At 61.6% G+C, this 25,432-nt stretch carries 26 protein-coding genes, 1 pseudogene and 1 riboswitch; of the genes and pseudogenes, 18 read left to right on the forward strand and 9 right to left on the reverse strand.

Features of this window, described 5'->3' with window-relative positions; translation table 11 throughout:
- Window positions 1-32 precede the first annotated feature (32 nt).
- Window positions 33-1,667, reverse strand: coding sequence for an ABC transporter substrate-binding protein (locus tag ON14_RS11590; protein WP_010205295.1), 1,635 nt, complete (start codon window positions 1,665-1,667; stop codon window positions 33-35).
- Window positions 1,668-1,803: 136 nt separating this feature from the next.
- On the opposite strand from ON14_RS11590, the gene ON14_RS11595 reads away from it, so the two are divergent.
- Window positions 1,804-2,853 carry a LacI family DNA-binding transcriptional regulator gene (locus ON14_RS11595; RefSeq protein WP_010205296.1) on the forward strand — a complete coding sequence of 350 codons (1,050 nt, stop codon included), beginning with the start codon at window positions 1,804-1,806 and terminating at the stop codon, window positions 2,851-2,853.
- A 32-nt stretch (window positions 2,854-2,885) separates the two neighbouring features.
- Here the strand turns inward: ON14_RS11595 and ON14_RS11600 are convergent, their stop codons facing one another.
- On the reverse strand, window positions 2,886-4,253 hold the full coding sequence (locus tag ON14_RS11600; protein WP_010205298.1) for a flavin monoamine oxidase family protein: 1,368 nt from the start codon (window positions 4,251-4,253) through the stop codon (window positions 2,886-2,888).
- A 163-nt stretch (window positions 4,254-4,416) separates the two neighbouring features.
- Window positions 4,417-5,076 (reverse strand): GntR family transcriptional regulator, encoded by a 660-nt coding sequence (locus ON14_RS11605; protein ID WP_039742762.1) that lies wholly within the window; start codon window positions 5,074-5,076, stop codon window positions 4,417-4,419.
- Window positions 5,077-5,312: 236 nt separating this feature from the next.
- Here ON14_RS11605 and ON14_RS11610 point away from each other — a divergent pair, with 236 nt between their 5' ends.
- From ON14_RS11610 to ON14_RS11655, 10 genes are all read left to right on the forward strand, one after another.
- A complete protein-coding gene (locus tag ON14_RS11610; protein WP_010205301.1) occupies window positions 5,313-6,233 on the forward strand; it encodes an NAD(P)-dependent oxidoreductase in 921 nt (306 codons plus the stop codon).
- The gene (locus tag ON14_RS11615; RefSeq protein WP_010205302.1) at window positions 6,230-7,210 is read left to right on the forward strand and encodes an aldo/keto reductase; all 981 of its coding nucleotides are present in this window, start codon (window positions 6,230-6,232) and stop codon (window positions 7,208-7,210) included. Before ON14_RS11610 ends, ON14_RS11615 begins: the two co-directional genes overlap by 4 nt.
- Before the next feature lie 55 nt (window positions 7,211-7,265).
- Window positions 7,266-8,582: an ABC transporter substrate-binding protein gene (locus tag ON14_RS11620; protein ID WP_010205303.1), complete on the forward strand. Its 1,317-nt coding sequence runs from the start codon at window positions 7,266-7,268 to the stop codon at window positions 8,580-8,582.
- Complete coding sequence (locus tag ON14_RS11625) at window positions 8,579-9,523, forward strand: carbohydrate ABC transporter permease (RefSeq protein ID WP_010205304.1); 945 nt, start codon at window positions 8,579-8,581, stop codon at window positions 9,521-9,523. The genes ON14_RS11620 and ON14_RS11625 overlap by 4 nt, the downstream gene beginning before the upstream one ends.
- A 7-nt stretch (window positions 9,524-9,530) precedes the next feature.
- On the forward strand, window positions 9,531-10,412 hold the full coding sequence (locus ON14_RS11630) for a carbohydrate ABC transporter permease (RefSeq protein ID WP_141630049.1): 882 nt from the start codon (window positions 9,531-9,533) through the stop codon (window positions 10,410-10,412).
- Window positions 10,413-10,426: 14 nt separating this feature from the next.
- Window positions 10,427-11,044, forward strand: a complete 618-nt coding sequence (locus ON14_RS11635) for a DUF624 domain-containing protein (RefSeq protein WP_158000090.1) — start codon at window positions 10,427-10,429, stop codon at window positions 11,042-11,044.
- Window positions 11,041-12,114, forward strand: a complete 1,074-nt coding sequence (locus ON14_RS11640; protein WP_010205307.1) for a hypothetical protein — start codon at window positions 11,041-11,043, stop codon at window positions 12,112-12,114. The genes ON14_RS11635 and ON14_RS11640 overlap by 4 nt, the downstream gene beginning before the upstream one ends.
- 61 nt (window positions 12,115-12,175) lie before the next feature.
- Window positions 12,176-13,120 (forward strand): sugar phosphate isomerase/epimerase family protein, encoded by a 945-nt coding sequence (locus ON14_RS11645; protein ID WP_010205309.1) that lies wholly within the window; start codon window positions 12,176-12,178, stop codon window positions 13,118-13,120.
- 267 nt (window positions 13,121-13,387) lie between these two features.
- A complete protein-coding gene (locus ON14_RS11650; RefSeq protein ID WP_010205310.1) occupies window positions 13,388-13,600 on the forward strand; it encodes a hypothetical protein in 213 nt (70 codons plus the stop codon).
- Window positions 13,597-14,190 (forward strand): hypothetical protein, encoded by a 594-nt coding sequence (locus ON14_RS11655; RefSeq protein WP_010205311.1) that lies wholly within the window; start codon window positions 13,597-13,599, stop codon window positions 14,188-14,190. The genes ON14_RS11650 and ON14_RS11655 overlap by 4 nt, the downstream gene beginning before the upstream one ends.
- A 72-nt stretch (window positions 14,191-14,262) precedes the next feature.
- Here ON14_RS11655 and ON14_RS15870 read toward each other — a convergent pair whose 3' ends face one another.
- The gene (locus tag ON14_RS15870) at window positions 14,263-14,430 is read right to left on the reverse strand and encodes a hypothetical protein (protein ID WP_158000091.1); all 168 of its coding nucleotides are present in this window, start codon (window positions 14,428-14,430) and stop codon (window positions 14,263-14,265) included.
- 235 nt (window positions 14,431-14,665) lie between these two features.
- On the opposite strand from ON14_RS15870, the gene ON14_RS11660 reads away from it, so the two are divergent.
- The 4 genes from ON14_RS11660 to ON14_RS11675 all read left to right on the forward strand — a co-directional run bounded on the left by ON14_RS11660 (window position 14,666) and on the right by ON14_RS11675 (window position 18,179).
- A complete protein-coding gene (locus ON14_RS11660; RefSeq protein ID WP_010205312.1) occupies window positions 14,666-15,397 on the forward strand; it encodes a hypothetical protein in 732 nt (243 codons plus the stop codon).
- Between the two features lie 135 nt (window positions 15,398-15,532).
- Window positions 15,533-16,495: a metal ABC transporter substrate-binding protein gene (locus ON14_RS11665; protein ID WP_010205314.1), complete on the forward strand. Its 963-nt coding sequence runs from the start codon at window positions 15,533-15,535 to the stop codon at window positions 16,493-16,495.
- 74 nt (window positions 16,496-16,569) lie between these two features.
- Window positions 16,570-17,310, forward strand: a complete 741-nt coding sequence (locus tag ON14_RS11670; protein WP_026037702.1) for a metal ABC transporter ATP-binding protein — start codon at window positions 16,570-16,572, stop codon at window positions 17,308-17,310.
- Complete coding sequence (locus ON14_RS11675; protein ID WP_010205317.1) at window positions 17,307-18,179, forward strand: metal ABC transporter permease; 873 nt, start codon at window positions 17,307-17,309, stop codon at window positions 18,177-18,179. Before ON14_RS11670 ends, ON14_RS11675 begins: the two co-directional genes overlap by 4 nt.
- Before the next feature lie 47 nt (window positions 18,180-18,226).
- Here the strand turns inward: ON14_RS11675 and ON14_RS11680 are convergent, their stop codons facing one another.
- The 3 genes and pseudogenes from ON14_RS11680 to ON14_RS11690 all read right to left on the reverse strand — a co-directional run bounded on the left by ON14_RS11680 (window position 18,227) and on the right by ON14_RS11690 (window position 21,351).
- Entirely contained in the window at window positions 18,227-18,961 is a 735-nt protein-coding gene (locus ON14_RS11680) for a metal-dependent transcriptional regulator (protein WP_010205319.1), read from the reverse strand.
- Window positions 18,962-19,062: 101 nt separating this feature from the next.
- Window positions 19,063-19,641 carry a hypothetical protein gene (locus ON14_RS11685; RefSeq protein WP_010205320.1) on the reverse strand — a complete coding sequence of 193 codons (579 nt, stop codon included), beginning with the start codon at window positions 19,639-19,641 and terminating at the stop codon, window positions 19,063-19,065.
- Window positions 19,642-19,894: 253 nt separating this feature from the next.
- Window positions 19,895-21,351, reverse strand: a pseudogene (locus tag ON14_RS11690) (cryptochrome/photolyase family protein).
- A gap of 100 nt (window positions 21,352-21,451) precedes the next feature.
- Here ON14_RS11690 and ON14_RS11695 point away from each other — a divergent pair.
- A complete protein-coding gene (locus ON14_RS11695; protein ID WP_010205322.1) occupies window positions 21,452-22,348 on the forward strand; it encodes a mechanosensitive ion channel family protein in 897 nt (298 codons plus the stop codon).
- A gap of 70 nt (window positions 22,349-22,418) precedes the next feature.
- Here the strand turns inward: ON14_RS11695 and ON14_RS11700 are convergent, their stop codons facing one another.
- On the reverse strand, window positions 22,419-22,880 hold the full coding sequence (locus tag ON14_RS11700; protein ID WP_010205323.1) for a MepB family protein: 462 nt from the start codon (window positions 22,878-22,880) through the stop codon (window positions 22,419-22,421).
- 452 nt (window positions 22,881-23,332) lie between these two features.
- On the opposite strand from ON14_RS11700, the gene ON14_RS11705 reads away from it, so the two are divergent.
- Both ON14_RS11705 and ON14_RS11710 read left to right on the forward strand, forming a co-directional pair.
- A complete protein-coding gene (locus tag ON14_RS11705) occupies window positions 23,333-24,274 on the forward strand; it encodes a variant leucine-rich repeat-containing protein (RefSeq protein WP_010205324.1) in 942 nt (313 codons plus the stop codon).
- A 53-nt stretch (window positions 24,275-24,327) separates the two neighbouring features.
- Entirely contained in the window at window positions 24,328-24,984 is a 657-nt protein-coding gene (locus ON14_RS11710) for a hypothetical protein (protein WP_010205325.1), read from the forward strand.
- 46 nt (window positions 24,985-25,030) lie between these two features.
- On the opposite strand, the gene ON14_RS11715 is transcribed toward ON14_RS11710, so the two are convergent.
- On the reverse strand, window positions 25,031-25,354 hold the full coding sequence (locus ON14_RS11715; protein WP_010205327.1) for a DMT family transporter: 324 nt from the start codon (window positions 25,352-25,354) through the stop codon (window positions 25,031-25,033).
- 9 nt (window positions 25,355-25,363) lie between these two features.
- A riboswitch (guanidine-III (ykkC-III) riboswitch) is annotated at window positions 25,364-25,428 on the reverse strand.
- Window positions 25,429-25,432: the final 4 nt, after the last annotated feature.

The following is a 25,432-nucleotide window of genomic DNA, read 5'->3' on the forward strand; positions in this document are numbered from 1 at the left end:
CGTGTGCGAACACAGCGACCCCCGGGAGTGAGCTATTCGCCCGAAGCGCCGAGGTCGGCAGCCCAGGGGTAGTAGAGATACACGAAGGATGCGGGAGCACCCGTGACGCGGTCATTCATGAACAGTCGCACTGCAGGATCGACGATCGGGATCCACGGGAGATCCTCCATCGCCGCAGCCTGCGCCTCGTTCACGAGTTCAGCGCGCTCGCCGTCGTCTTCGGTGGCAGCGGCTTCGTCAAGCAACGAGTCAATTGTTGAGTTGCTGTACTCGTTGTAGTTCTGAGATCCACCGGTTCCCACAATTCCGCGGAGGAACGCAAGCGGGTCAGGAACATCCATGTAGTTGTAGGTGACAAACGCGTCGTGACCTTCCCGTGCAGCGGGGTCGGAGAAGAACGCTCCGAATTGTGCGCTCGGCACACCTTCTGGCTCAACGGTGAGTCCAATAGCGCGGGCGCCGTTGGAGATTTCCGAGATGATGTCGGCATAGTAGGTGCGCTCTGAGGGGTAGACAATCTTGATCGGCGCGGTCAGATCGACCGTGGCGTCCTTGAGAACTTCTTTGGCGCCTTCGATGTCGGTTGTTGTCGGTGCAAGTTCTTCGCGACCATCGGTGAACTCGCTGTCGCCGTAGGCCCATCCGTTATCGGGAACGAGCGAGCGTGATGCGCTCGCGGTGCCCTCGAAGACGGTAGCCGCAATGGCGTCACGGTCGGTGGCCATCATGAGTGCTTGACGAACGGCAGGATCAGCGAAGACTCCGTTTCCGGTGCCGATGATCGCCACCAGCTGCAGTGAGTTGCCGAGGTAAAGACTTCCCTCGGTCGAACTCTGAAGTGACTTCAAAGCGCCAAGGGGCACATCGTAGGAGCCGTCGATTGCGCCAGTGTCGAGAGCGGTAGCGATAGCTGCTGCATCAACGATGAAGTTGATGTCGACCTGAGCGGCCTGCGCCTGCTTGTCGCTGTTCCAATAGTTGTCGTTCTTGATCAACGAGATCGACTGACCTTGATCCCAGTCGCCAACGGAAAATGGGCCGGTGCACATGACCTTGCCGGTCGGGTTTCCGAAGGATTCTCCAGCGGCTTCGCGGAAGTCCTGCTGAATGACGGTACCGACGGGCGTGACCATGTACGAGTTGAACGCTGCGTCAGGCTTGGTGAGCGTGACGGTGACTTCCCAGTCGGCGGTCTTCTCGATGGAGGCGATGTTGCTAACGAGCCCTCCGGCCCAGTAGCTTCCTTCGCTGGCGTCTTGGTGACGACTCAGGCTGTAGACGACATCATCGGCGGTCATTTCTTGACCGTCCCAGAACTCAACGCCCTGGCGAATTGTGTAGATGTAGGTCAGGTTGTCTGGGGTTTCAACCTTTTCGGCCAGCCCCGGTTCGATGGTGAAGTCAGGCTGCAGCTGCATGAGACCTTCACACAGGTTTGCCACGACAGTGTTTTCTGCGTAGTTGAACGATTTGATGGGGTCGAGCGAGGCTGGCTCGCCAAACGGGAGGTTCCACGTCACCAGGTCGAGCTCGCCGGTCGCGGCGGGGGTGAGAGTGAGGAGGTCGTTTGTGTCGACCCCAACTGTCGTGTCGTTGCCTGCGCCTGAAGCGCAGCCGGTCAGTGCGATGGCCAGAATACTGGCGATCGCGATTGCTTGTTTCTTCATTGAATATTGCTCCTAGGTAGGTGACACCTGAACGCCAAGATGCATGCTGTGTGGGAAAACCTAGTTGACCAAAACGTTTTGGTGGGAAAAAGCCCAAAACGTTTTACATTTCCGTAACCTGCGGTACTCTGCCTCTGTGAGCAACGGTCTGGCGCGGCGACGAGCGACAATCCATGACGTCGCCAAGCAGTCCGGCGTCTCGATCACTACGGTTTCTCATGCTCTGAACGGCAAAGGGGTCATCGCAAAAGCGACCCGTCAGCGCGTTATCGATACCGCTGCCGACTTGGGGTATAGCCCCGATGCGATCGCCCGCGGGTTGCGCAGCCGTCGCTTAGGAATTCTCGGGCTCGTGATCCGCCCGCTCGACACGCTCGGCTCCTACCAGCCAGAAGGCGTCGACTACTTTTTGCGGTTCGCGGGAGCCGCCGCGGTCGAGGCATTGGATCGTGGCTACGGTCTCGCACTGATGCGAGACCCCACCGTGGGAAACGCGCCCGGGATTGCTCTCGCGGCCGATGGTTTCATCATTTCCGACCCTGTTGCAAACGATCCCGTGATCGCTTTGCTCGACCGCAATGGGATCCCGGTTGTCGCCGTTGGCCGCGATATTGAGCGGCCAGACTTCACCGCCTGGCTGGGCGCAGGCACCGTCACCAATACGGATGCCGTTGTTCGTCACCTTGCCGAGCGCGGTGCCGAACGCATCGCGCTGGTAACCGGCGAAGACAACAACTCGTGGAATGCCGATAGCGAGAAGACCTACCGAGAATGGGCAAAAAAGTCTGGACAGCCAGCGCTCGTTTATCACCAAGATGAGGGCTTAGGTGAAGCCGGTGGCCGGGCACTGGCCGAGGAAATGATTGCGTCTGACGCGTCGCTTCCCGACGGCATCTACTGTTTGACCGGCCGACACGCGGCCGGGGTTCAAGCAGGCCTGCAGGCTGCCGGGTACCAAGTACCGGGCGACATCATGATTGTGGCCGGATCTGACTCCGAGCAGACTCGCAACAGCGCGCCCCCGATTACCTCTATTGATCTGGCACCCGAGGCGACGGCCAAAGCAGCTGTAGCGTTCTTGGTAGAACTGATCGACGCCGACAGCGATGCGGAGGTTCTGCCGCCCGCGGTCAGCTACCAAATCCGGGATCGGGCATCAACGCGTCGAGTCGCTGCCCTCTCGTAACCACGCTCACTCCCGCCCACGTGGCTGCCGAGTCAGAGCGGGCTCGTTAGTCCCTCAAACAGGAGACCGCGGCCCAGAATGTTCTCGGCGGCGCGATGACCGGAGCGCAGCGCCGCGGTGACGGTGGCGGGGTCATCCGTCCAGGTTGCTTCGCCCGCAAAGTGCAGCACGTTCTCCACCGGGGTGGCCATCAGGTCGTGGTCTTCGGGCGTGGATCCCGGGGCCATGTAGGCGTACGACCCGTACGAGTAGGGATCGTCTTGCCAGCGCGTTACGAGCACGTCGTCGGGTTGCTCAACGCGCTCGCCGTAGAGGCCGCGCAGGGCATCGAGAACGGAGGAGTTGATTTGCTCGTCGCTCCAGTCGCGCGCTTCGATGGCGCTGGGGCCGGCCGCGAACGTGAGCAGGGTGGGGACACCGTGCAGGTCAGTGAGGTCGTACCAAGAGTGCCACCACTTGCCGGCCTCGCCCTGCTGGCGAATCGCATAGACGTTCTCATCCCAAAAGCGAGTGGGGAAGCGCAGAAAAACCTTCTCAAAGTTGTTCATTTCGAAGCCATCAATGGCGTGGGTGAGCCACTCGGGTAGTGCTGGCTCGAACGCGAGATCGCCGCTCTTGAGCACCCCGATCGGCACCGTTACGACCACGCGGTCCGCAGTGAACTCGCCCTGCGCGGTGGCAACCGTGGCGCCCGTCTGCGACCAGCGGATGCCGGTGACCACATGCTCGAGACGCACGTCGAGCCCCGCCGCGAGATTGGTGGCCAGCTCGTCATAGCCGTTAGGGAAAACAACCTCGTCGCCCTCGACCGTGTCATCGTCGAGACCGTGCGCATCGAGAAGCCCGGCATGCACGCCATACTGCTCCTCAGAGCGGTGCAGCACGAACTCGCGCACGCGCTCCGCCCGATCAGGGTTCCAGCCGAGGGCGGAAAGCGCGACGTCGGCCGCCTGCTCATAGGTTGAGCCGAGAGTGGAAGCCTGCACCGCCGTCGCAAGATGGGCGTCGAAGGTGCGTACGTCATCCGCGAACTGGGCGACAGCGTCGTCGCTGAGGCGCTCGCCGGTGGGGCTGTAGTACGCGATGGGGCGGCCGGTGGGCTGGTAGCTGCCGACCGTGAACTCGACCGTGCGCATGCCGAAGGCGTTGACGATGTCGGTGAGGGGGTTGTCGTCGACGCCGTGAATCCAGGATGCTCCGCGGTCGGTGGCGACGTCGCCGGAGCGTTCGGTGTGGGTGCGGCCACCGGTGCGGTCGCGGGCTTCGAGCACGAGCACGCGTTGGCCAGACTGGGCCAGAAAGCGCGCCGCGGTGAGGCCGGAGACTCCGGCGCCGACGACGATGGTGTCGAAGGCTGTCGCGGCAGGGTCGACGGTGGGCGCGCTAGCGAAGTCGGTCATGAGGTCACAGTAGCAACGTGGTGCTGGGTTCGGCTGACCTTGAGATCGGCGCAGGGTGTAACTCACCTGCGCAGACTCTCCGCCGCGGATAACTAGCAGAAAAGTAGATCTCTGATTGCCCGAGTGGACGCGCTAGTAGGCGGTCAGCGATCTCAGCGCACTCTCAGTCGAGGGGTGCGTCGTCAAGGTACCGCAATGAGAACTCATTCAAGTGCCCCGCCAATACTTCTCGGACTCGGTCAAGGTCTCCGCTGGCGATGGCGTCGGCGATGACGGCGTGATCCGCATACCTCATGCGGGCGGATGCGCGTGCGGGGCCTACGGCGATGATCATCATCTTGATCTGGCCGCTGAGCTGGCGCCAGGATTTTGTGAGCGTTGCGTTGCCGGTCAAACGGCAAATGAGTTCGTGAAACCCGAGGTCGGCCTCGATCTGGGCGGCGAAACTAAGTGATTCATCCTTCAGCGGCATCAGTGCATCGCGGAGACGAGCGGCAACGGCCTCGCGGTCGGGACGCGCCGCGAGAAGTGACGCCGCCAGCGACTCTAGTGCGCCGCGCACTTGAAACACTTCGGCGATTTCCTTCGCCGTCATTCTGCGAACGCTGAGGTGCCCCTTGCCATCGCCGACAAGGAGACCCTCCGCTTCAAGGGGGCGTAGCGCTTCGCGCAACGTGCCTCGGCTCACGTTAAGTTCTTCGGCAAGGCGCATTTCAACGATGTGCGCGCCAGGCTCAAGCGAGCCGGCAATGATCGCTTCGCGAACATGGGCAGAACAGCGCTGTCGCAGGGTGCGCTTGTCGAACTTCACCTCAAGACTCATTGTCAAATGTTAACATTATTTAGCGCTTACGAAAACTATTTCGAAACAGCCTTTAGTGACCCGATGTCGCGCTCGGGGCGCATCTGGCGCGGCCGGGCGGGATGATCGACGTCGCCATCAGGGCTCCCGGAAAATTGCGTGGGGTAAAATTGTTGACAAAACTTGCATAAGTGTTGACAATAATAACTATTGGTTCGCGAACAACGGCGACCAGACAGACTTACGAAGAGGTAAGAATGACATTCGAAACGAATGACCGCACAAGCTCGGTGGGTTTCATCGGCGTCGGCGCAATGGGCCTACCCATGGCACGCAATGTCTTGCGAGACCGTCCTGTCGTCCTGTACGACGTCGATGCAGAACGAATGAGCGAGCTCGCGAACTTAGGCGCCGTTGTCGCGTCATCTCCCGAACATGTTGCGCGACTGGCTGCAACCGTGGTCGTCATGGTGGCTACCCCGGCGCAACTACACGCAGTCCTGTTCGGCCCGGGAGGGGCAGCTTCTGCTCTCACTGCTGAGCACACCCTGATCATTACTAGTTCAGTGGGCATCGGAGCGATAAAGGACGTCGAGACCGCCCTTGCCGGTCACGGCGTGGGCATCATCGACGCGCCAGTCACCGGGGGAGTCGCTCGAGCAACGACGGGAGACCTCACCATCCTTGCTGGCGGCAGCCCCGAACTCCTTGAGCGGGCACGCCCCGTACTCGAAGCAATGTCCGGCCGCATCGCCATCTGCGGAGATGCCGTTGGGGACGGCCAAGCTGTGAAGTTGGTCAATCAACTACTGTGCTCGGTACACCTCGCCGCCGCCGCTGAAGCGCTCGCTTTTGCTCGTGCTCTCGGCCTCGATCCGGCGGCGGTGCTCGATGCCGTCGAGACGGGCGCGGCTGGTTCATTCATGCTCAGCGACCGAGGACCGCGCATGGTCTCGGTTGATGACCCGCCCGTGTTGAGTGCTGTCGACATTTTCGTCAAGGATACGGAGCTCGTACTCACCGCCGCGCGCGCCGCCGGCTTGGATGTGCCGTTTGCAGAACTCACCGCAACTCGTTTCTTAGCGGCACGCGAGCGTGGGTGGGGCCGCCGCGATGATGCCACGATCATCGAGCTGTACACGACCCCCACCCCACAACTAGAGGAGATCTCGTCATGAAATACATCAATATTGGGCGCAGCGGACTTCAAGTTTCCGCCGTCACTCTGGGGTGCATGAGCTATGGCGACCCCGGCCAAGGCGCTCACGGGTGGAGCTTGCCGGAGGAGGAAAGCCGAAAGTTCATCCGCCTCGCGCTTGAACGGGGAATTACGATGTTCGACACCGCGAACATCTATTCCATGGGTCACAGCGAGGAAATTGTGGGGCGCGCCCTCAATGACTTCGCGTCTCGCGACGACGTCGTCATCGCGACGAAAGTCCACGGCGCTATGCGCCCTGGTCCGAATGGTGGTGGCCTCTCTCGCCGCCACATCATGGAGCAAGTCGACGCTAGCTTGCGCCGTCTTGGCACCGACTACATTGACCTCTACCAGATCCATCGCTTCGACCCGGCAGTGCCGATAGAGGAGACTCTCGAAGCGTTGCATGATGTCGTCAAGGCCGGCAAAGCTCGCTACCTCGGCGCCTCGTCCATGTATGGGTGGCAGTTCGCCAAGCTCCAATACACCGCACGATTGAACGGTTGGACTCCCTTCATCTCGATGCAGGCGCAATACAACTTGCTCACTCGCGAAGACGAGCGTGAGATGTACCCGTTCTGCCTCGACCAAGGCATCGGCGCGCTCCCGTGGAGCCCCCTTGCCAGAGGCAAACTCACCCGCGATTGGGACGAAACATCGAGCCGGATCGACTCCGATCCGCTTTTCCCCAAGCTGTACAACCAGTTCGAGTCTGAGGACCGCAAGATCGTTGAGTCCGTGGCCGAAATCGCCGCCGAACGCGGCGTCACGCGCGCCCAAATTGCCCTGGCATGGGTCATGAGTCGACCCGTTGTCACGTCGCCCATCGTCGGGGCGACGAAACTGTCCCACCTCGAAGATGCCGTTGCGGCCGCAGAACTCACCCTTACCGACAGTGAGATTTCGCGCCTCGAAGAACACTACGTGCCCCACGCTGTTGAGGGTTTCGTCTAAGCCAGCACAATCCGCTTTCCCACTCATTTCAAAGAAGAAATCAGGAGAACATCACATGTCATTCGACCTCACTCGCCGCTCGCTCCTTACTGTGGGGATGGGCGGCCTCACACTGGCCGCTCTAGCCGCCTGCAGTGGTGGCGGTAACACCGGTGCGCTGCCCAAGCCTGGCGAGACTCCAACGTTCGGCGGTAGCCTGCGCATGTCGCAGTACGGCACCGCGGAACGCAAGGCGCGCCTCGATAAAATGTTTGCTCTTTACACGAAACAGTTCGGCGGAGAGGTCAAAGTATCTGCCGTCGAGAGCGCCAGCTATGGCGAGAAACTCGCGACAGAGATGGCAGGCGGTGCCGCGGCTGACATCGTCCCGATGTACCAGTCCCTCGTCGCCGAATACGCCCGCAAGGACCTATTGGCCGACCTTGATGGGTGGCCAACCATCACCGACGTATCCGGGCTGGACCAAGTCTCGATCACCTCTGGGGTCATCGACGGCAAGCGCACGGCTCTGCCGCTCGGCGATAACTCGTACGCTGCCTTCTACGACCGCACCCGACTGAAGCAACTCGGCTTCGAGCCGCCCGAGCCGGGCGACTCCTGGGAAGACTTCATCCGGTTCTCGAACGACGTCAGCACCAAGTCGGGTGGTAGCTACTTCGGCACGATGGATGCCGGCGCCGACATGAATCTCTTCGAAGTGTTTCTCCGTCAGCGCGGCGTCTCGCTCTACGACGGTAGCGCCCTCGGGTTCACCGCCGCTGACGCGGAAGCGTGGTTGGGGATGTGGGAAGACCTCCGCAAGTCTGGAGCAGCACCTTCCGCCGATCGTACGGCTGAGGCCGCAATTGGTGGATACGGCACCACGCAACTCGTCACGGGACAGGCCAGCAACTTCTTCATCTTCGGCAATGTTTTCAAAGCCTTTTCGGATCTGACGGCAAGCGAGCTCGCCATCACGAGTCCCCCGATGCCGTCGGCGTCGGACTCCGGCCTCTACGTGCGTGCGTCGAACTGGGCCGCGGCCTACGCCCGTGGCAAGAACGTGGGCGACGCTGTTAACGTCATCCAATTCATGCTCAACGACCCTGAGGCCGTTGAAACGCTCGGCACTGAGTTTGGCGCACCGCCGAACCTCGACCTGCGCGCTTCTCTCACCTATGACGCCGCCGACCAGGCGTTCGTCGACTACCTCGACCTCGTGGCCTCGGACTTCGCGCAGCCCATCGCCGACCTCGCCGCGACGTTCCCGGCGGGGGCGACCAAGTCGGGGCAGGCTCTCAAGACGGTAAGCGAGACGGTCGCGTTCGGTGACCAGTCAGTCGTGGACGGTGCGGCTTCGCTCGTTGCTCAGATGGAAGGATTTCTTAAGTGACTGCTCTCTCCACTGAGCCAGTCACTGCAACGCTTAAGACCGGGTCGGCACGCAAGGTTCGCCGACCCGGCGACGGACGCTGGGCTGCAGTTTTCTTGGGTCCGTGGGCGATTGGGTTGGTGCTGCTCACAATCGGCCCGATGATGGCCTCGCTTTACCTGGCCTTCACTGATTACGACCTGCTGACCACTCCCACATGGACGGGATTCGATAACTTCACCCGGATGTTCACTGATCCGCTGTGGCAGAAGGCGATGACAGTCACGATCATGTACGTCGCTGTGTCAGTTCCATTCCAGCTCGCATTCGCGCTAATGCTCGCGTTAGCGCTCAATAAGGGCGTCTGGGGTGTTGGCTTCTTTCGCTCGGTTTACTACATTCCGAGTCTTGTCGGCACGAGCGTGGCCATCGCCATCTTGTGGCGTCAGGTATTCGGCAGCGCAGGCCTGTTCAATCAAGGCCTCGGGCTGCTTGGCATCGAAAGCACCACAAGCTGGATTGGTGACTCGTCGACCGCTCTCTGGACACTTATCCTTCTGCGTGTATGGGAATTCGGTGCGCCCATGGTGATCTTTCTCGCGGGTCTACGCCAAATTCCGACCGAGCTCTACGAATCAGCGTCGCTTGACGGTGCCGGGCCATGGCGCCAGTTCTGGAAGATCACCATGCCCTTGTTGACGCCAGTGCTGTTCTTCAACCTCGTACTTCAGATCATCAACGCATTTCAGGTATTCGGGTCGGCGTACATCATCGGCGGCAATGGTGGAGGTCCCGCCAACTCGCTTCTTCTCTACTCGGTGTACCTGTATCAGGCCGCCTTCGCCAATTTCGAAATGGGATACGCCGCGGCCATGGCCTGGGTGCTGCTCATCCTCATTGGGGTCGTCACCGCGCTCAACTTCTGGGTCGGCCGCTTTTGGATCACTTACTCTGATGATTGAGGCTCACATGACTACCAACACCAGGTTGGCTGCCGTCGCAACTCGCAGACGCCGCCCTGTGCCCATCTCGAAGATCGTTCTCACTGTCGTCATATCCGTCGGCGCGTTCGGCATGCTCTACCCGCTGATTTGGCTCCTCTTCGCTTCGTTTAAACCGAACAACGAAATCTTCGCCGTGTCACAGCTATTGCCGCAGATATGGGAGTTCGGCAATTATGCCGAGGGATGGTTTGCTGCCGGCACCCAAACGTTTGGTCGCTATTTCGGCAACTCCGTCGTCATCGCGTTAGCCTCCGTCGTTGGCAACCTCATCTCTTGCTCGCTCGCGGCCTTCGCCTTCGTTCGGCTCAAATTCCGCTTCAAGAAACCGTTGTTCGCCCTGATGCTGATGACGGTGATGCTGCCCGCTCAAGTGACGATCATCCCGCAGTTCATCTTGTTTCACTCGTGGGGTTGGGTGAACACGTACTGGCCGCTCATCTTGCCGAAGTTCTTCGGGGTCGAGGCCTTCTTCATCTTCCTGATGATCCAGTTCATTCGCGGCATCCCGCGGGATCTCGATGACGCAGCGCAGTTGGATGGGTGCAATCCGTGGCAGCTATTCTGGCGAATCATCCTTCCCCTTCTGCGCCCCGCGCTGGTCACCACGGCGATCTTCTCGTTCCTGTGGAGCTACAACGATTTCTTCTCACCGCTCATCTATTTGACGGAGTCGGATCTCTTCACAGTCCCATTGGCGCTGCGTCAGTTCCTGGACTCATCCGGTGAATCCGCCTTCGGCCCGATGTTCGCCATGAGCACTCTGTCGCTGCTGCCGCCCATCATCATGTTCGCGATCTTCCAACGTCAAATCGTCGACGGAATCGCTACCTCCGGTTTGAAAGGTTGACGATGCTCTCGCGAATGACTCAGCACGCTCTCGACCTCGGTGCCCGCGCCGACGTGGTTGTGCGTTATCTGTGGCTCAACGTGTTGTGGCTTGCGGTCGCACTCACAATCGTGGGTGCACCCGCAGCCACGGTCGCCATGCACGCCGTCACCGCAGAGTGGGCGGAGGGCGACGAGCGCCCCGTCGCACAACGCTTTTTCGCAGCCCTGCGCGCAACCGGTTTACGCGCGACCGCCGTCGGCGCCGCCCTAGCTATCGTCGCGTCACTCGTCACCATGAATGTCGTCATCGCGGCCGAAATGGGGCCACAGGCTCCCTTCGTACTGGGCGGGCTGGGGGCAGTGACGCTGGTGACTGCCCTTCTGGCAACCGGCGCACCGCTCGTGATCACCCAAGGCGCTCGTGGCATCGGCGGCATCGCCCGCGCGGCGGCCTACCGTGTTGCCACCCAGCCGGCGGCAGCAGTGGTGTCGCTCGGCTTGGTCCTAGCGATTGCTTTGGCCGCTCTCTCCTTTCCGCCATCGCTACTCATGCTGCCCGCACCGTGCGCGCAGCTCGTCCACTCCATCCGCTCCAAGCGACGGGTGGCATTCCATCTTCCGCGCACTCGCTCCGAAAGGACTTACGCATGACTATTCTCAGCATTGAAAAAACCCACTTCTTGATCGACGGAAAAGTGGTGAACGCCGGACGCCGGCTCGGCGACATTCCACTCGACGGGCTACTGCTCAACAGCCGCATGATCAACGGCATCTTTGATGATCTGACTCCTGAAACCCGCAAGAACTGGGTCTACCCTGACACCGGGGTGTGGGATCCAGACCGCAACACTGACGAGTTCATCGCCGCTATGCCGCAGTGGCGCGCAGATGGCTTGGATGCCTTCACCGTCGGCGTGCAGGGCGGCAGCCCGTTCGGGTACAGCAAGGAACAAGCGTGGGACTCCGGTGGATACGATCCCGATGGCAGCCTGCGACCAGCATCGTTTGAGCGACTTCGCCGCATCCTCAACGCGGCCGACGACCTCGGCTTCGCCGTCATCCTCGACCTGTTCTATCAAGGACAAGAGATGCGACTCATTGACGATGCCGCAGTACGCCGTGCGGTAGTCGCTAGCGCGGATTTCATCCTTGAGGGAGGATGGCGCAACGTCGCGATCGAGATCGCGAATGAGTGCAACCTCCCGCACGAGTACACGCACAGCCGCCTCATGCGGGCAGAGAACGTGCACGAGCTCATCTCACTCGCTCAGTCCGTCGAACGCGAAGGCCGTCGCCTTCTCGTGTCGTCGAGTTTCGTCGACATGAGACACGCGAAGGACAACCCCGAGGTCGTCTTCGTGACAAACGAGACTCTCGCGGTAGCCGACTTCGTGCTGCTGCACGGCAACGGTACGAAAACACCTCACGTCGTCGTGGAGGGTGCGGAAGAACTGAAAGCGATGCCGGGATATCGCGAAGTGCCGATCATCATCAATGAGGACGACCACTTCGAGTTCGACGCCGACGACAACCACATGAAGGCCGCGCTGCGGGCCGGTATCTCGTGGGGCTACTTCGATCCCGGTTCGGAGACCACGTGGCCAGACCCGCAGTCAACGCCTGGCGACTACGAAAACGGCTTCCAATCTGTTCCCATTAACTGGGGCGCGTCATCCGAATTGAAGCGCCGCTTTTTTGGAGAGCTTCGTTCGGTGCGTTGACGCCACACGGGAGAGGGCCGGCCGCGACGCGCCTCAACCACTCATTTCGAAGGGGAATTTAATGAGCATCGACCACCGTGTGAGCTGCAGCACAATTACTCTCCGGCACCTTCCTCTCAGGGAAGCGCTGACGGCCATCTCGGAGGCGGGTTTCACTGAGATTGACCTCGGTGCACTGCCCGGAGTTTGCGACCATGTGCCGTACGTTCTTGATCACGCCGCCGTCAGCGAGGTCTCGCGGATTGTGACGCTGTCGGGCCTAAGCGTGCGCTCAATCAATGCCGACGTCGGTGACCTCAACGTTCCTCTGGATGATCGAGCGACGGTCGCTCGAGCCGAACACGTCGACCGCCTCATCGACCTCTGCGTCGCTGTCGGCTCCCGTGCGTTGGTTCTCCCCAATGGACGCCAGCAACACGACCCGGTCGAGGGCTTGGAAAGCGACCTTGAATTGGTCGCCCGCGAACTCGCCGCCATCGACGCGAAAGCACGGGGGCGCGGCATCGAGTTGTGGGTCGAGGCACCGCATTGGTTCCGATTGGTTTACGACCTGGACCGCACAGCGGCTCTGCTGGATCTGCTGCCCCCTACCGTGGGTGTTGTGTGTGATGTCAGCCACATCACGGCCAGCGGCTCCACTCCGCGAGCCTTTCTTGCTCGCTTTGGACGAAGAACGCGACATGTGCACATTCGGGATGCCGAGCCCGGGTACATTCACCACTCCGTGGGACAGGGAGTGGTCGATTTTCCCGATCTCGTTAGTGCTTTACATGACATTTCTTATGACGGCGTCATGGCGCTCGAACTGGAGACCCGAGACACCGCAGACGCCGAACGGGCGCACGAAGCTCAACGAGTCGCGACCTACCTGTCCGGTCTTCTCAGCGTCAATGCTGACCTAAGGCAACAGTTGGATTCCACTGCCGCTGTCGAGCGATCAGCCGCGGTGACGACGATCGTGTCGGAGGGTGTCGCAGCAGGGTCGACAGTGTCAAGCGAGCTCTAAGAGCTTGATGGAGGTGTGTCAAGAAATGAAGCCTACGGTGTCAGGATGACGCATGAATGCCGGGGAGCGTTGGCGCACCTTGACGTTTATTTAGGGTGTACCCCACTTGGGCGGTTCGCGACCGCGAACGTCCGTAAGGGGAACCTCGAACGGAACGGCGGGTCAAAGAAGTCCACGGTGACAACGCGAAAGGCACCAGTCAGGACCGATACGGATCGCACGTCAATCCATGGTTGACAAAAGACTTAGTCAATCTATGATTGACACATGGTTCCTGAAAATTCGGCCCTGAAGTCGCGGGCAGCGTTCGTATCTACATTTCTCGCGCTTGCTTCCGTTGGTCTCGCGCTGTCCTCGCTTCTTGTGGCTTCCATTGCGATCAAGGTCGTAGTACTCGTTGTCGCCGTGTTGCTGATCGGCGCAGCTGGGGCTTACTTGGCCGTGGTGATCGCACGTCCCAAGCCACCCCGCGACCGGTGAGCCAAGAACCCGAGCGGGCCGACGATATTCTGCGCCGCGCCCTGTCCGAGGCGCTTGCGTCGGTTGACCCAGCACTGGCGGGGCGCCTGGAACACGACCCCGACTCCTATCTGGACCTCATTGATCTGACATCCCGAAGCGCGGCGGAGATCAGTCAGCTTCTGCATTTTGCCGTCACGTCCGCTCGTCAGGCGGGCGTTAGCTGGGAGCGTATCGGGCAACGACTTGGCATGAGCCGGCAAGCAGCCCAGCAGAGGTTCGGACGGGCAATAGACAGCATCGACGTTCATGACGCTGGGGACAAGCGTCGCCTCTTTCCCCTGACCGCGTTCAACGAGATGGACGCGCTTGACGAAGCTGGACGCACGGGGTGGCATTCGATTGACTATGGAATGTACTTCCACGACGTCATCCAGTCCGATGAGCAATGGGAACACCGACGCGTTGCCGCATTCGGATCCAGCCGACACAGCCTCGAGAGCGACGGATGGCACCGAATAGGAACAATGTGGTTTCCGTGGGCCTACTACGCGCGCCCCACAGGGAAGCCAATCGAAGCAGCCAAACCACCCGCTGGTTCAAAGCCCTAACGGACGTCGTTACCTCAGCCAGGATCCGGACGCGACAGCGGGTGGGGTCTCTTTGTTCGCAAGGGGAACCTATTACGGTCGGTAGTCTTCGCGGTCTTCGCGGTCTTCGCGGTCTTCGTAGAGTGAGCGAGCGCTGGGATCCGCGCTTCGGCCACCGTTGGCCGCTCCGCCTAACTGGGTAAACACGAATGCCAGGCGCTTAGCGACCCGACCCATCACATTGAGAAACCGTCTGAACATCGTTGGTCCCTTCTCGATTAGCTCAACTATATTCAGCACCGCAGTTCGACTGCAATACTCGCCTCCGCATCCCGGAGTTCGAACCGGGTCACAAGCGGAGCGCCGAATGCGCTGATGTCATCACACAGGCTTCGGTCACCCACTACGAGATGCCGATGCCGATGTCAGGTGTGAGGTCGCAGTAGCAGTGCGCCACCGCATCCGGCTGACCCGCTCGGGATAAAGTTGCGGTCACATGAAGAGCTCAGTGAGTCAGTTGCGTGGTCGTGGATTTTTGCGCGACGAGGACCTCGATGCGTCCCGCCACTTGTCGGCGGCTGAGCTGACGCAACAGTTGGACTCCACTGACCCTGTCGAGCGATCAGCCGCGGTGCGGTTACTTTCGCGTGCTGCGCCTCCGGATGCTTCGCTGAATCAGCTTTTCGTGGAGCGACTCATGCGAGAGACCAAGCTCTATACCAAGCTCGAACTGTGCGAAGCGCTCCAAGCGGGCGGCCACGAAACCGCCCAGCTGCTCATTCCGCTGCTCGGTGCTATCGGGCGGAATCAGCACGAAAAGCCCTCCGCCGAAGCGTTCAAGAAGACTAGCTACCCGCTTCCGCGAGACATCGTGGCGCGGATTCTCGCGCGTATGGGCCCTGTGGTGTTGCCGCCCTTGATCGCGGCCGTTGTCGACGGATCGCGGACGCAGGCGGTTGAGGCGATCGATGCCGTTGGCTTCCTCTGTTTCTATTCGGCGGCGACAACGACGGATCGGCTGGCTGCGCTTCACGCGCTCACCGAGAAGCTTCGCGGCAACCCTGATGACGAGCTCATGCAGTGGAAAATCGCGCGTGCGCTCGAGAGTTTCAATCATCCGGATGCCACGCTCATCCTTGAGCTAATCGTCGAGGAAAATGCCAATCCGGTGATAGTTCAGGAAGCTCAGCGGTCGCTCGCGTTGGGTGCCGAACGGCCTGCGCTGTAGAGGGGCTTGTGGCGTTCTCCTGCGCCAATCATGCGCAGGAGAAAGATCCGCAACTATTACCGATCGTTGAGGTTTCACGCTAACTACGTCTCAACGTAGTTTCTTAAAGAGGCTCTCCCAACATAGGATCAGAACATGGGAATGAGAGCTGCAACAGGGCGCCGGCACACCACGCGCGCGACGACGATTGCCGCTGCGGCATCCGCCCTTCTTATCGGTCTCACCGGCTGCACTGCGGTGTCGGATGCTGGTGCCACGACCGACCCAGACGACGACCGCCCCGTCGTGCTCACCACGTTCACGGTGCTCGCCGATATCGCCGAGAACGTGGCCGGCGACAACCTGCGGGTGGAATCCATCACCAAGGTGGGTGCTGAGATTCACGGCTACGAACCAACGCCCGGCGACATCGCCAAAGCCGCCGAAGCCGACCTGATTCTCGATAACGGTCTCAATCTCGAGGTGTGGTTTGAGCAGTTCGTCGATGGTCTCGACGTTCCTCATGTTGTGGTTTCTGACGGGGTGGAGCCGATCGATATCACCGAGGATGCCTACGCTGGTTTGCCCAACCCGCACGCGTGGATGAGCCCCCTCAACGCACAGATTTACGTCGACAATATGGAGGCCGCGTTCGCCAAGCTCGACCCTGATAATGCCGCCGACTACGCCGCCAATGCCGAGGCCTACAAAGCCGAACTGCAGCTCGTGAACGATGAACTCACGGCCGAACTCGCCGAGTTGCCGGCGTCACAGCGCGCGCTCGTCTCGTGCGAAGGAGCGTTCTCTTACCTGGCGCGCGACGCAGGGCTCAGCGAGCATTACCTCTGGGCGGTTAACGCTGAGCAGCAGTCGACGCCGCGCCAGATTGCCTCTGTGATCGAGTTCGTGCGGGCCAACGACGTTCCCGCCGTCTTCTGCGAATCCACGGTCTCTGACCGCGCGATGCAGCAGGTCGTTGAAGCCACCGATGCCAGCTTCGGCGGAACCCTCTATGTTGACTCGCTGTCGGAGGAAGGCGGCCCGGTGCCCACCTACCTCGAGTTGCTGCGCCACGACGCCGAGACCATCATCGCCGGTTTGACCGGGGTGTCGGAATGAGTGGCGAGCGCGCCGGCGCTGCACGAGACGGCGGGGGAGCCGCGTCATCCGTCCCGCTCGGTTCAGCGCCCGCGATGATCGTGCCCGCCATCGACGTGCGCAACGTCACCGTTCATTACGGTGACGTTCTCGCGCTCGACAACGTGAGCCTCAGCCTCGCGCCCGGCCGCATCTACGGCCTCATCGGCATGAATGGCTCGGGCAAGTCCACGCTCTTCAAGACCATTACCGGGATGCTGCGCCCCGACCGCGGAACGGTCGCGCTGGCCGGTCAGCAGCCTGCACTCGCGCGCAAGGCCGGAGCAGTTGGATACGTTCCGCAGAGCGAAGACGTTGACTGGGCGTTCCCGCTCTCGGTGCGCGATGTGGTGATGATGGGCCGCTACGGGCATATGGGCATCTCCCGCCGCCCGAAGGCTGCAGACAAAGCTGCCGTTGCCGCGGCGCTCGCCCGCGTCGAACTGACCGACCTCGCCGACCGCCAAATTGGCCAGCTCTCGGGCGGCCAAAAGAAGCGGGCATTCGTGGCGCGCGGCATTGCCCAGGGCGCGACGATCCTGTTGCTCGATGAGCCATTCGCCGGCGTCGACAAACGCTCCGAGGGAACAATCACGACACTCCTGCGCGAGCTCGCCGCCGAGGGAGCCACCGTGCTCGTCTCCACCCACGACCTCAATGCGCTGCCGAAGCTCGCCGACGAAGCGATCTTGCTGATGCGCACGGTGCTGCTGCAATCCACTCCCGCCGAAGTGCTGAAACCCGAAAACCTTGCACGGGCCTTTGGCCTCGATGTCACGGCGGGAGACGCCGCGTGAACCCTCTCGACTTTCTCCTCGAACCCCTCAGTTACGACTTCATGGTGCGGGCTCTCGCCACGAGCGTGACCGCCGCGATTGTGTGCGCGGTGCTCTCGTGCTGGCTTGTGCTCGTGGGCTGGTCGCTCATGGGCGATGCCGTTTCGCACGCCGTGCTGCCCGGCGTCGTGCTCGCCTACGTTGTCGGTGCCCCGTTTGCTGTGGGCGCGGTCATCTTTGGCTTCCTTGCCGTCGCCCTCATCGGCATCGTAAGAAACACGAGCCGGATCAAAGAGGATGCCGCGATCGGCATCGTCTTCACCACCCTGTTCGCCCTCGGAATCGTGCTCATCTCGATAACCCCGTCGCAGACCGACCTGAACCACATCATCTTCGGCAACCTGCTCGGAGTCTCCTGGGCCGACCTCGCCCAAGTGCTCATCCTCGGTGCGATCACGCTCACGATCCTTCTCGTGAAGCGCCGCGATTTCACCCTCTACGCCTTCGACGCCACCCACGCTCACGCGATCGGCCTCAACCCCAAGGTTCTCGGCGCTGCCCTCCTCGGGCTCCTCGCCCTCACGGCGGTCGTTGCCCTTCAGGCGGTCGGCGTCGTTCTCGTCGTGGCGCTGCTCATCATCCCCGGCGCCACCGCCTACCTACTCACCGATCGCTTCTCGCGCATGCTCGTGATCGCCCCGGCGATGTCGGCGCTCGCCGCAGTCACCGGGCTCTACCTCAGCTACTACCTCGACACGGCATCCGGCGGCATGATCGTGCTCGTCGAAGGCTGCATCTTCGCGCTCGTTTACCTGTTTAGCCCCACGCAGGGCGTGATCGGTAAGCGCCTCGGTGCTAGGAAGCGGCAGCGGATGCTCGCCGCCCAGTAAAGGCAAAAACACCGCCAGCGCGCCGAACCCGCGCGGTGCGCCTCACGCTATTCGGTGAGGGTGCCGCCCGATACGTAGAGTGCGTCGGTCGCGCTCCGGCCCAGGCTGATCGGCCCGGCGGATTGGCGCCCGCCGTTGTTGCTCGCCCCACTGGTTTCGCCGTCGACGCCACCCAGCACCACAACCTCGAGCGCATCCGAATACGGCGCCCCGGCGTTCACGCTGAGCTTCGCTTCGAACACGATGCCGCGCTCTTCGAAGAACTTGAGCAGCTCGGGGTCGTCGTCAGAGATGCGTTCCACGACCACGGTGCTGCCGGGGGCGACGCGGCTCAGCTGCACGGCATCCGGAATCGTGATCACGCCGTCGGCGCTGGGGATCGGGTCGCCGTGCGGGTCGCGGGTGGGGTGTTCGAGAAACTCATCGATGCGCTCGACCATGAAGTCGGAGACGGCATGCTCAAGGTTCTCGGCTTCGTCGTGCACCTGGTCCCAGCTGTAGCCGAGCACGCTCACGAGGAACGATTCGATGAGGCGGTGGCGGCGAACCATTGCCACGGCGTGAGCGCGTCCCACATCAGTGAGCGCGATGGAACCGTAGCGGGCGTGGTCGAGGAAGCCTTGATCGGTGAGGCGACGCACGGCATCCGAGACGCTCGAAAGCGTGTAGCCGGTGCGTTCGGCGATCACGGTGGCGGTGACGGGGGCATCTGACCATTCGGAAAGACTCCACACGGTCTTCAGGTAGTTCTGGGTGCTGACCGAGAGCTCTGTAACCGACATGCGCCCAGTCTAGAGCCGAAGATTGAAGTACGGCGAGACGTAGTTAACGACGCTTGCCCTCGCCCGGAGAACATCAGGCGAGGGCAAGCGGGTGAAGAAAGTTAGTTGAACATTCCGTCGAGACCAAGGTCACCGGTGATGCCACCGATGAGGTCGTCGGTGTCAATAACACCGTCGAGGATGTCGTCAACGTTCACAATGTCGCTGACGTTGTCGGTGACATCGGTAACCACGTCGGTAACTTCGGTGACGTTGTCAACAACGTCGGTTACCTGAGTCGCGTTGTCGACGACGTCAGACACGTTGGCGTCGTTCGCAACGTCGCTGACGTTGGCCGAGTCGCTGATGTTGCCGATCGCAGTGTCGTTGCCGGAAGCAACGGGGGCGTTTACTTCGTTGCCCGACGCGATCGCGTTTCCGTTGAGGAGGTCACCGTTGAGAATTCCGCCGCCGAGAATGTCCCCGCCCAGGATGTCGCTGCGCAGGAGGTCAACATCGCCAACCTGAGGTGCGATCAGTACCGGGATGTCGGTGCTGCTGGAGGATGAGTAGGAGTAGCCCTTCGTCGAGGAGTCGCTGTCGCCGGTTGCTGCCATGGCGGGAGCTGCGGCTCCAACTGCGATCAGTACTACTGCAGTAGCGGTTGCGCCGATCGTGGTCTTCTTCGTGAATGCGTTCATTACTGAACTCCTTCTAACATTTTTGGCCCGGTGGGGCCGTGCGTCTCGAGTCTTTCCCGAGCCGCAATGAGTACTCCGGAGCGAGGCTGTGACCGGTTTGGGGGTCATTCCAAGAAACGCGAAATTCAAGCAATCTGGCATGCGGATGCGGGCAACTCTCGCCCTCAGATCCGCATGATTCCGGGGCTGTGAGAGCAAGCTGGCAGTCAACTGAGTGGAGTCTGGCGAAGTGCCGAGTGGTGCATCCAGCGGCCTATTCCGCCGCCGCGGCCTTCACGGCCGTGTACGCCTCGAGGGCTTCGCGGCGGGTTTCGGCGAGATCCACAATCGGTTCGGGATACGCGTCGGTGCCGAGTTCCGGAATCCAATATGAGACATAGGCGCCCGTAGGGTCGAACTTTTTCTGTTGCAGCACCGGGTTGAACACACGGAAGTAAGGCGCGGCGTCCGCCCCGGATCCCGCGACCCACTGCCAGTTGGCGGGGTTGCTGGCCTCGTCGGCGTCAACGAGGGTGTCCCAGAACCACTGCTCGCCCGCGCGCCAATCGATGAGCAGGTTCTTGATGAGGAAGCTTGCGACGACCATGCGCACGCGGTTGTGCATCGTGCCGGTGTGCCAAAGTTCGCGCATCCCGGCATCGACGAGGGGGATGCCGGTGCGGCCGCGACGCCACGCTTCGACTTCGCTGACTCCCGCGGGTTCGTCCACGCCGCCGAGTTCGTCGACCGTGTATCCCCAGGGGAACGCGTTGTAGGCGGGGCGGTAGCTGTCGGTCGCAAGGCGAGGGTTCTCGAAGAGCAGGGCGGTCGAGAATTCGCGCCAGCCGATCTCGCTCAGGAACTTGGCGACGTTCTTGCGGGCCGCGGTGGGGATGCCAGCCGAGCCCGAGCCTGCGCCGTTGCCCGAACCAGAGCCCGATCCACGCAGCCGGTGCCAGATTTGCGCAGAACTGATCTCGCCAAACCGCAGGTGCGGGCTGAGGCCACTCGTGGCATCCACGGAGGGCTCGTCACGGCGGTGGTAGTCGGCAAGGCGGTCGGCAACGAAGCTTTCGAGGCGATCGAGCGCGCCCGCTTCACCGGGAGTCCACGTCTCGCGCAATCCCTCGGCCCAATCGGGGCGCATCGGCAGCAGCGACCAGTCGGCGAGGTCGTCGCTCGCGGGGGAGTCGGCGGGCCAACTCAGCGCACTCGCCTCAGGCGACGGAAGCAACTCGCGCACCGGGGCTCCTGCGCCGCACGCCAATACGGGGTGAAAACCTTGTACGGCTCGCCCTGCCCGTTGCGAATCTGCCACGGCTCGTTCAATAGATTGCCCTGATGGCTTTCGACCGTGAGTCCCTGCTCGCGCAGACTCGTTTTGAGGCCAGCGTCAATATCGCGGGCTGCCGTGTAGCGGCGGTTCCAGTGCACCGAGGCGGCGCCGAGCTCGTCCACGAGCGCCGGCAGCACCTGCGCGGCGGGGCCGTGACGCAGGGTCAGTTGGCCGCCCAGATTCTGCAGGGCGGCATCCAGAGCAGTGAGGCTGTGATGCAGCCACCACTTGCTTGCCGAACCCAGCGGCCGGATGCCGTCGCCGGTTTCGTCATGAATGTACACAACCACGAGTGGTCGGCCTTCACTCACGGCCGCCGTCAGGGCTGGGTTGTCGGCTAGTCGCAGGTCGTTTCGCAACCACACGACGGAGGGCTGATTCTGGTTTGCGCTCACCCCGCCACTCTACGTTTCGCGCCTGAAAAGAGCAGGCGTAAAATCGCACCTCACAGGTCGCGTTGCCGATGGTGGCGATGCGCGAGAGGGGTGACCGGCTATGAGTTTCTTCGGTGTTCGTTACGAGACTGCTGACTTCGGCGATGTGCTCGACCGGGTGCAGGGCATTTTCACGGACCTCTTCTTGGCGCTGCCGAATGTGATTCTCGGCGTGCTGGCCTTTGTGATCTTCTGGGGTATTTCGTGGCTCGTGGCGAAGCTCGTGCGGTCGGCAGCGCGGCGAGCAGGGCAGCCGCGCGGACTGCAGGTCGTGCTGAGCCGCTTGGTCGCGTGGTCGATTCTCGCGTTCGGGCTGCTGGTGGCGCTGACGATCATTTTTCCGACGATCACGCCGGCGTCACTCTTCGGCACCCTCGGCGTGAGCGGTGTGGTGATTGGGTTCGCGTTCCGAGACATTTTTCAGAACCTGCTGTCGGGCATCCTGATCCTGTTCACCCGTCCGTTTCGTATCGGCGATCAGATCGTGTCGAGCGATCACGAGGGTGAAGTTATTGACATTCAGGTGCGGGCTACGCGGGTGCGCACCTACGACAATCGGGTGGTCGTGATCCCCAATAGTCAGCTCTATACCGAGCGTGTTGTCGTCAACACGGCCTTCGACAAGCGGCGGCTGAGTGTGGCGGTCGGCATCGGCTATGACGACAGCATTGCGGATGCTCGTGCCGCTATCGTCGACGCCATCACCGCGTTGCCCGGCATCATCGACGACCCCGCCCCGACCGTTTTGGTGACGTCGCTCGGTGACTTCAGCGTGAATCTTGAGGTGCGGTTCTGGATCAACCCGCCCAACCGCCGCGAAGCCGTCGAGGCGCAAGATCAGGTGCTTGAGGCGATCAAGAAGGCGCTCGGCGATGCGAACATCGAGATCCCGTTCCCCATTCAGCAGCTCAAGATCGAAGACGGGTCGGCGCGGACTCGCGAGAGCGACGCGGAGTAGATCGCGGGGGCGGCTGGCGGCGCTGGTTCGTTGCGATCGGCACGGTCGTCGCATCCGGCATCCGGCATTCTCAGCGTCCGCTGAGCGGGTGAAAGTGCTCGCACTGCCAGCGCTGGGTGTTCTGCGCTTGACGATTGCGGGTGTCGGCCCAGGGCGGGTACACGCGAAAGCCACGTTTGCCGCCATGGCCGTCGACCGAAACGATGCCGCGGGCGACTAGCACTCTGAGCGGAAAGACGAAGGCGCCGAAGCTGTTGCTGTCGCGGGTGACGACGACGAGGTGCTGCGTGTCATCGTCGCTGGGGAATGGTTGCGTAGTGCCATCGGCGTCTCGCCGCCAGACCGTGACGAAGAACCCGGGTTTGGTGGGGGTGAGTTTCGCGACCCGAAACCGGGTTGCAGCGGGGAGCGTGGTGACGGCCCCGTATTCGGCATTGTCGGGCTCAGGCACGAGTTGGTCGTGCTCGGGCAGCGCGTCGCCGAGGCTGTGGATGGCGTGGTCGACATCCGGATGTAGCGCGGCGGCGGTCACGGTGTCCGTTCGATTCGGTGGTCGTGCCAGCCTAGATCGTGCCTGCCTAGGTCGTGCCCGCCCCGGGATTCGGGCATCCGTTAAATAGTTAGAGGGCCGGTTTCAGAGGCATGAAACCGACCCTCTCCCTTTGCACCAAGAGTGTCCTGCAATCACATTCCGCAGTAGCTGCCACAGCAAACAACTTCTGCCCTATGAATGTATAACGGAAACATAACGCTGTCTAGTTACCAATCCGTTATTTTTAGACATTTTTCAGAAAACTTTGTCTACCCCCAGTCTTTTGGCCGAAACTGCAGTGAACCGACAGCACCGCTTGCGGCTGCACGGCGGGGGTTCGGGCGTCGATCGACACCCCCTCAACCCCGCAGCCATTGCTCTGATCAAATTTGGCATAACCTCAATAAACAACCTCGAACTACTCCGGCCGCAATGAGAACGAAGAGATCACTATGACTGCACCTGAACCAGCAAGCTTCACTCTTGCGGACCTCGCTGATCCCTCCGTGCCCGCGGCGACGCTGGGCCAGCTCGCAGGGTCTCGACCCGATTTGTGGAACGCGATCGTTGCGCACCCCAACTGCTATCCCGGTCTCGCCGAATGGATCGGCCAGCAGACGCAGAACCCCGCTCCGCCGCCCACGGCCGCCGAACAATCCCCTCAGCCGGTGCCGGAAGCTGAGTGGACCGCGCGGTTCAGCCGAGAACAAGGCCGCGAGCCGCTGTTGAGTGAGTATCACGCCGCCGTCGCAGCGGGAGAGATCATCACGGAACGTAAAGCAAGCGATGTCTCGGTGGAGCAGATGGCTGCGGGGGCGAAGCAAATGGCCTCGGGGGCGAAGCAGTACTTCACAAAGACTGTCGCGCCGGCGGCAAGCGGAGCAGCTAAGTCGATCCACAATGCGGTGAACGAGCGGTCAGCGCAATCGCCGAGCTCCGCGATGTGGCCGACCGTGACCCAAATTACGATCCTCGTCGCGGCCTTCATCGGCCTCTTTAGTCTGTTCCTGCCGCTCGCTTCGGTATCGGGGTTTGGCATCTCGGCCAGCATCAACTTCTTCTCCGATGAACTTGCCGCGGAGCTCGGCAGTGACAGCAAAGGGGGAGAGGGTGTCATTCTGGTGCTCTTCATGCTCGCCCTGATGGCGCTCACCGTGATCTCGTTGGTCTTTCGCAAGCGGTGGGCGCGCATCGCCGTCAGCGTGGTTGCGATCATCGTCGGACTCGTCTGCATGTTCGACGGTTTCGTGATGATGGTAAACTTCAGCCGCATGAGCTTTGTCACGCTCGGCGCGGGACTGGTACTTCTCGCTTTCGTCGGCATCGTGCTTGTCGTTGCCGGCACTCTGACGCTCTTGCTCAAGAAGCCAACTCCCGTCTCGCCGGCGGTCTAGCAGCAACGCAACTCTGAACTGCCACCAATCTCATTTTTGGCTTATTCTCAAATATGGCCCTAACGGATGTTGTCGACCACCAGCGTGCTCAGGTCGCCTACGTCATCGGTGCCGGCGTCATTGCGCTGGGGGCCGCATCGTTCGCTGTCGCCAGCGACATTCCTGCGTGGATGCTCGCGCCGGTAGCCCTTCTTTATCTGGGGCCACTCGGGCTCGCCGCCTTCATCCTGGCAAGCACTATCGCGCTTTTTGCTGTTGAGCTCCCCGCTGGAGTCGTTCTCTCGCTCTCCGTCATCGGGTCGGTGGGCATCGCGTTCGTGAACGTGATCAGTGCGCGCCAATGGCGCCTGCGAAAGCACGCTGATCCAGCCATTGTGGGCAGTGCGCTCCGTCAGCGGGGGTGGGATCGGCTGTATGGAAGCATTCTCTTCGTGCTGGCGGGTGGCGCGTTCATCGCCCTCTCCATCGCCGCAGGCTATGCAGCGTTCTTCGCGGAATACGAGGTTAACGCGTCGAACACGGTGGATCGCTCCGACGAGGTCGAGCTCGTCACCTCGGTCGCCTGGTGGCTGGGGCTCCTCGTCGCGGTCGTCGGGCTTGTGCGGTGGCGAGTGCGCCTAGGGCAACACCAGCGAATCTTCTCGTGGGGCGCCCTCGACTTCGCGGCGATGCTCGGGCTCATCGCTGCGGTCGTGCACGTCTCGCGGTGATCCCTCGTCGAAAGGCCGCAAGCGCTAAACCTGCACCGAGAAACGTTTAGTTCGCAGAGTCGACGAGCTTGAGCCCCACCACGCAGCCGACGAGCCCCATGAGCAGCAGTACCTTGACCCACGAGACGGGTTCTCCGCCGAAGATCATCGCATAGGTGACGGTCAGCGCGGCGCCGATGCCGACCCAGATTGCGTAGGCGGTGCCAATGGGGATCTCGCGCATGGCATAACCGAGGCCACCCATGCTGGCGAGAATCGCAACGCCGAAAATTACGGTAGGCCAGAGCTTCGTGAAGCCCTCCGACTTGCCGAGGGCGGTGGCCCACACGGCTTCGAGCACGCCAGAAAGAATCAGAATAAGCCAGTACACAACAGTCTCCTTGGCCAGTCTTGTCGCATACCCGGTACTGATCCGTCGTCGGGAGCCGACTATCGCGGCTACCCTCTC

This window comes from Salinibacterium sp. PAMC 21357 (genome assembly GCF_000247645.1).
In the GTDB taxonomy this organism is placed as follows: domain Bacteria; phylum Actinomycetota; class Actinomycetes; order Actinomycetales; family Microbacteriaceae; genus Rhodoglobus.

What these genes read in the sequence shown, in the direction of transcription:
- ON14_RS11605 (WP_039742762.1), bottom strand. Translation starts at nt 5,076, where the DNA reads ATGAGTCTTGAGGTGAAGTTCGACAAGCGCACCCTGCGACAGCGCTGT.
- ON14_RS11590 (WP_010205295.1), bottom strand. Translation starts at nt 1,667, where the DNA reads ATGAAGAAACAAGCAATCGCGATCGCCAGTATTCTGGCCATCGCACTG.
- ON14_RS11680 (WP_010205319.1), bottom strand. Translation starts at nt 18,961, where the DNA reads ATGTCGGTTACAGAGCTCTCGGTCAGCACCCAGAACTACCTGAAGACC.
- ON14_RS11660 (WP_010205312.1), top strand. Translation starts at nt 14,666, where the DNA reads ATGAAGAGCTCAGTGAGTCAGTTGCGTGGTCGTGGATTTTTGCGCGAC.
- ON14_RS11665 (WP_010205314.1), top strand. Translation starts at nt 15,533, where the DNA reads ATGGGAATGAGAGCTGCAACAGGGCGCCGGCACACCACGCGCGCGACG.
- ON14_RS11610 (WP_010205301.1), top strand. Translation starts at nt 5,313, where the DNA reads ATGACATTCGAAACGAATGACCGCACAAGCTCGGTGGGTTTCATCGGC.
- ON14_RS11620 (WP_010205303.1), top strand. Translation starts at nt 7,266, where the DNA reads ATGTCATTCGACCTCACTCGCCGCTCGCTCCTTACTGTGGGGATGGGC.
- ON14_RS11685 (WP_010205320.1), bottom strand. Translation starts at nt 19,641, where the DNA reads ATGAACGCATTCACGAAGAAGACCACGATCGGCGCAACCGCTACTGCA.
- ON14_RS11650 (WP_010205310.1), top strand. Translation starts at nt 13,388, where the DNA reads ATGGTTCCTGAAAATTCGGCCCTGAAGTCGCGGGCAGCGTTCGTATCT.
- ON14_RS11600 (WP_010205298.1), bottom strand. Translation starts at nt 4,253, where the DNA reads ATGACCGACTTCGCTAGCGCGCCCACCGTCGACCCTGCCGCGACAGCC.
- ON14_RS11640 (WP_010205307.1), top strand. Translation starts at nt 11,041, where the DNA reads ATGACTATTCTCAGCATTGAAAAAACCCACTTCTTGATCGACGGAAAA.
- ON14_RS11670 (WP_026037702.1), top strand. Translation starts at nt 16,570, where the DNA reads ATGATCGTGCCCGCCATCGACGTGCGCAACGTCACCGTTCATTACGGT.
- ON14_RS11705 (WP_010205324.1), top strand. Translation starts at nt 23,333, where the DNA reads ATGACTGCACCTGAACCAGCAAGCTTCACTCTTGCGGACCTCGCTGAT.
- ON14_RS11630 (WP_141630049.1), top strand. Translation starts at nt 9,531, where the DNA reads ATGACTACCAACACCAGGTTGGCTGCCGTCGCAACTCGCAGACGCCGC.
- ON14_RS11645 (WP_010205309.1), top strand. Translation starts at nt 12,176, where the DNA reads ATGAGCATCGACCACCGTGTGAGCTGCAGCACAATTACTCTCCGGCAC.
- ON14_RS11710 (WP_010205325.1), top strand. Translation starts at nt 24,328, where the DNA reads ATGGCCCTAACGGATGTTGTCGACCACCAGCGTGCTCAGGTCGCCTAC.
- ON14_RS11635 (WP_158000090.1), top strand. Translation starts at nt 10,427, where the DNA reads ATGACTCAGCACGCTCTCGACCTCGGTGCCCGCGCCGACGTGGTTGTG.
- ON14_RS11615 (WP_010205302.1), top strand. Translation starts at nt 6,230, where the DNA reads ATGAAATACATCAATATTGGGCGCAGCGGACTTCAAGTTTCCGCCGTC.
- ON14_RS15870 (WP_158000091.1), bottom strand. Translation starts at nt 14,430, where the DNA reads ATGTTCAGACGGTTTCTCAATGTGATGGGTCGGGTCGCTAAGCGCCTG.
- ON14_RS11695 (WP_010205322.1), top strand. Translation starts at nt 21,452, where the DNA reads ATGAGTTTCTTCGGTGTTCGTTACGAGACTGCTGACTTCGGCGATGTG.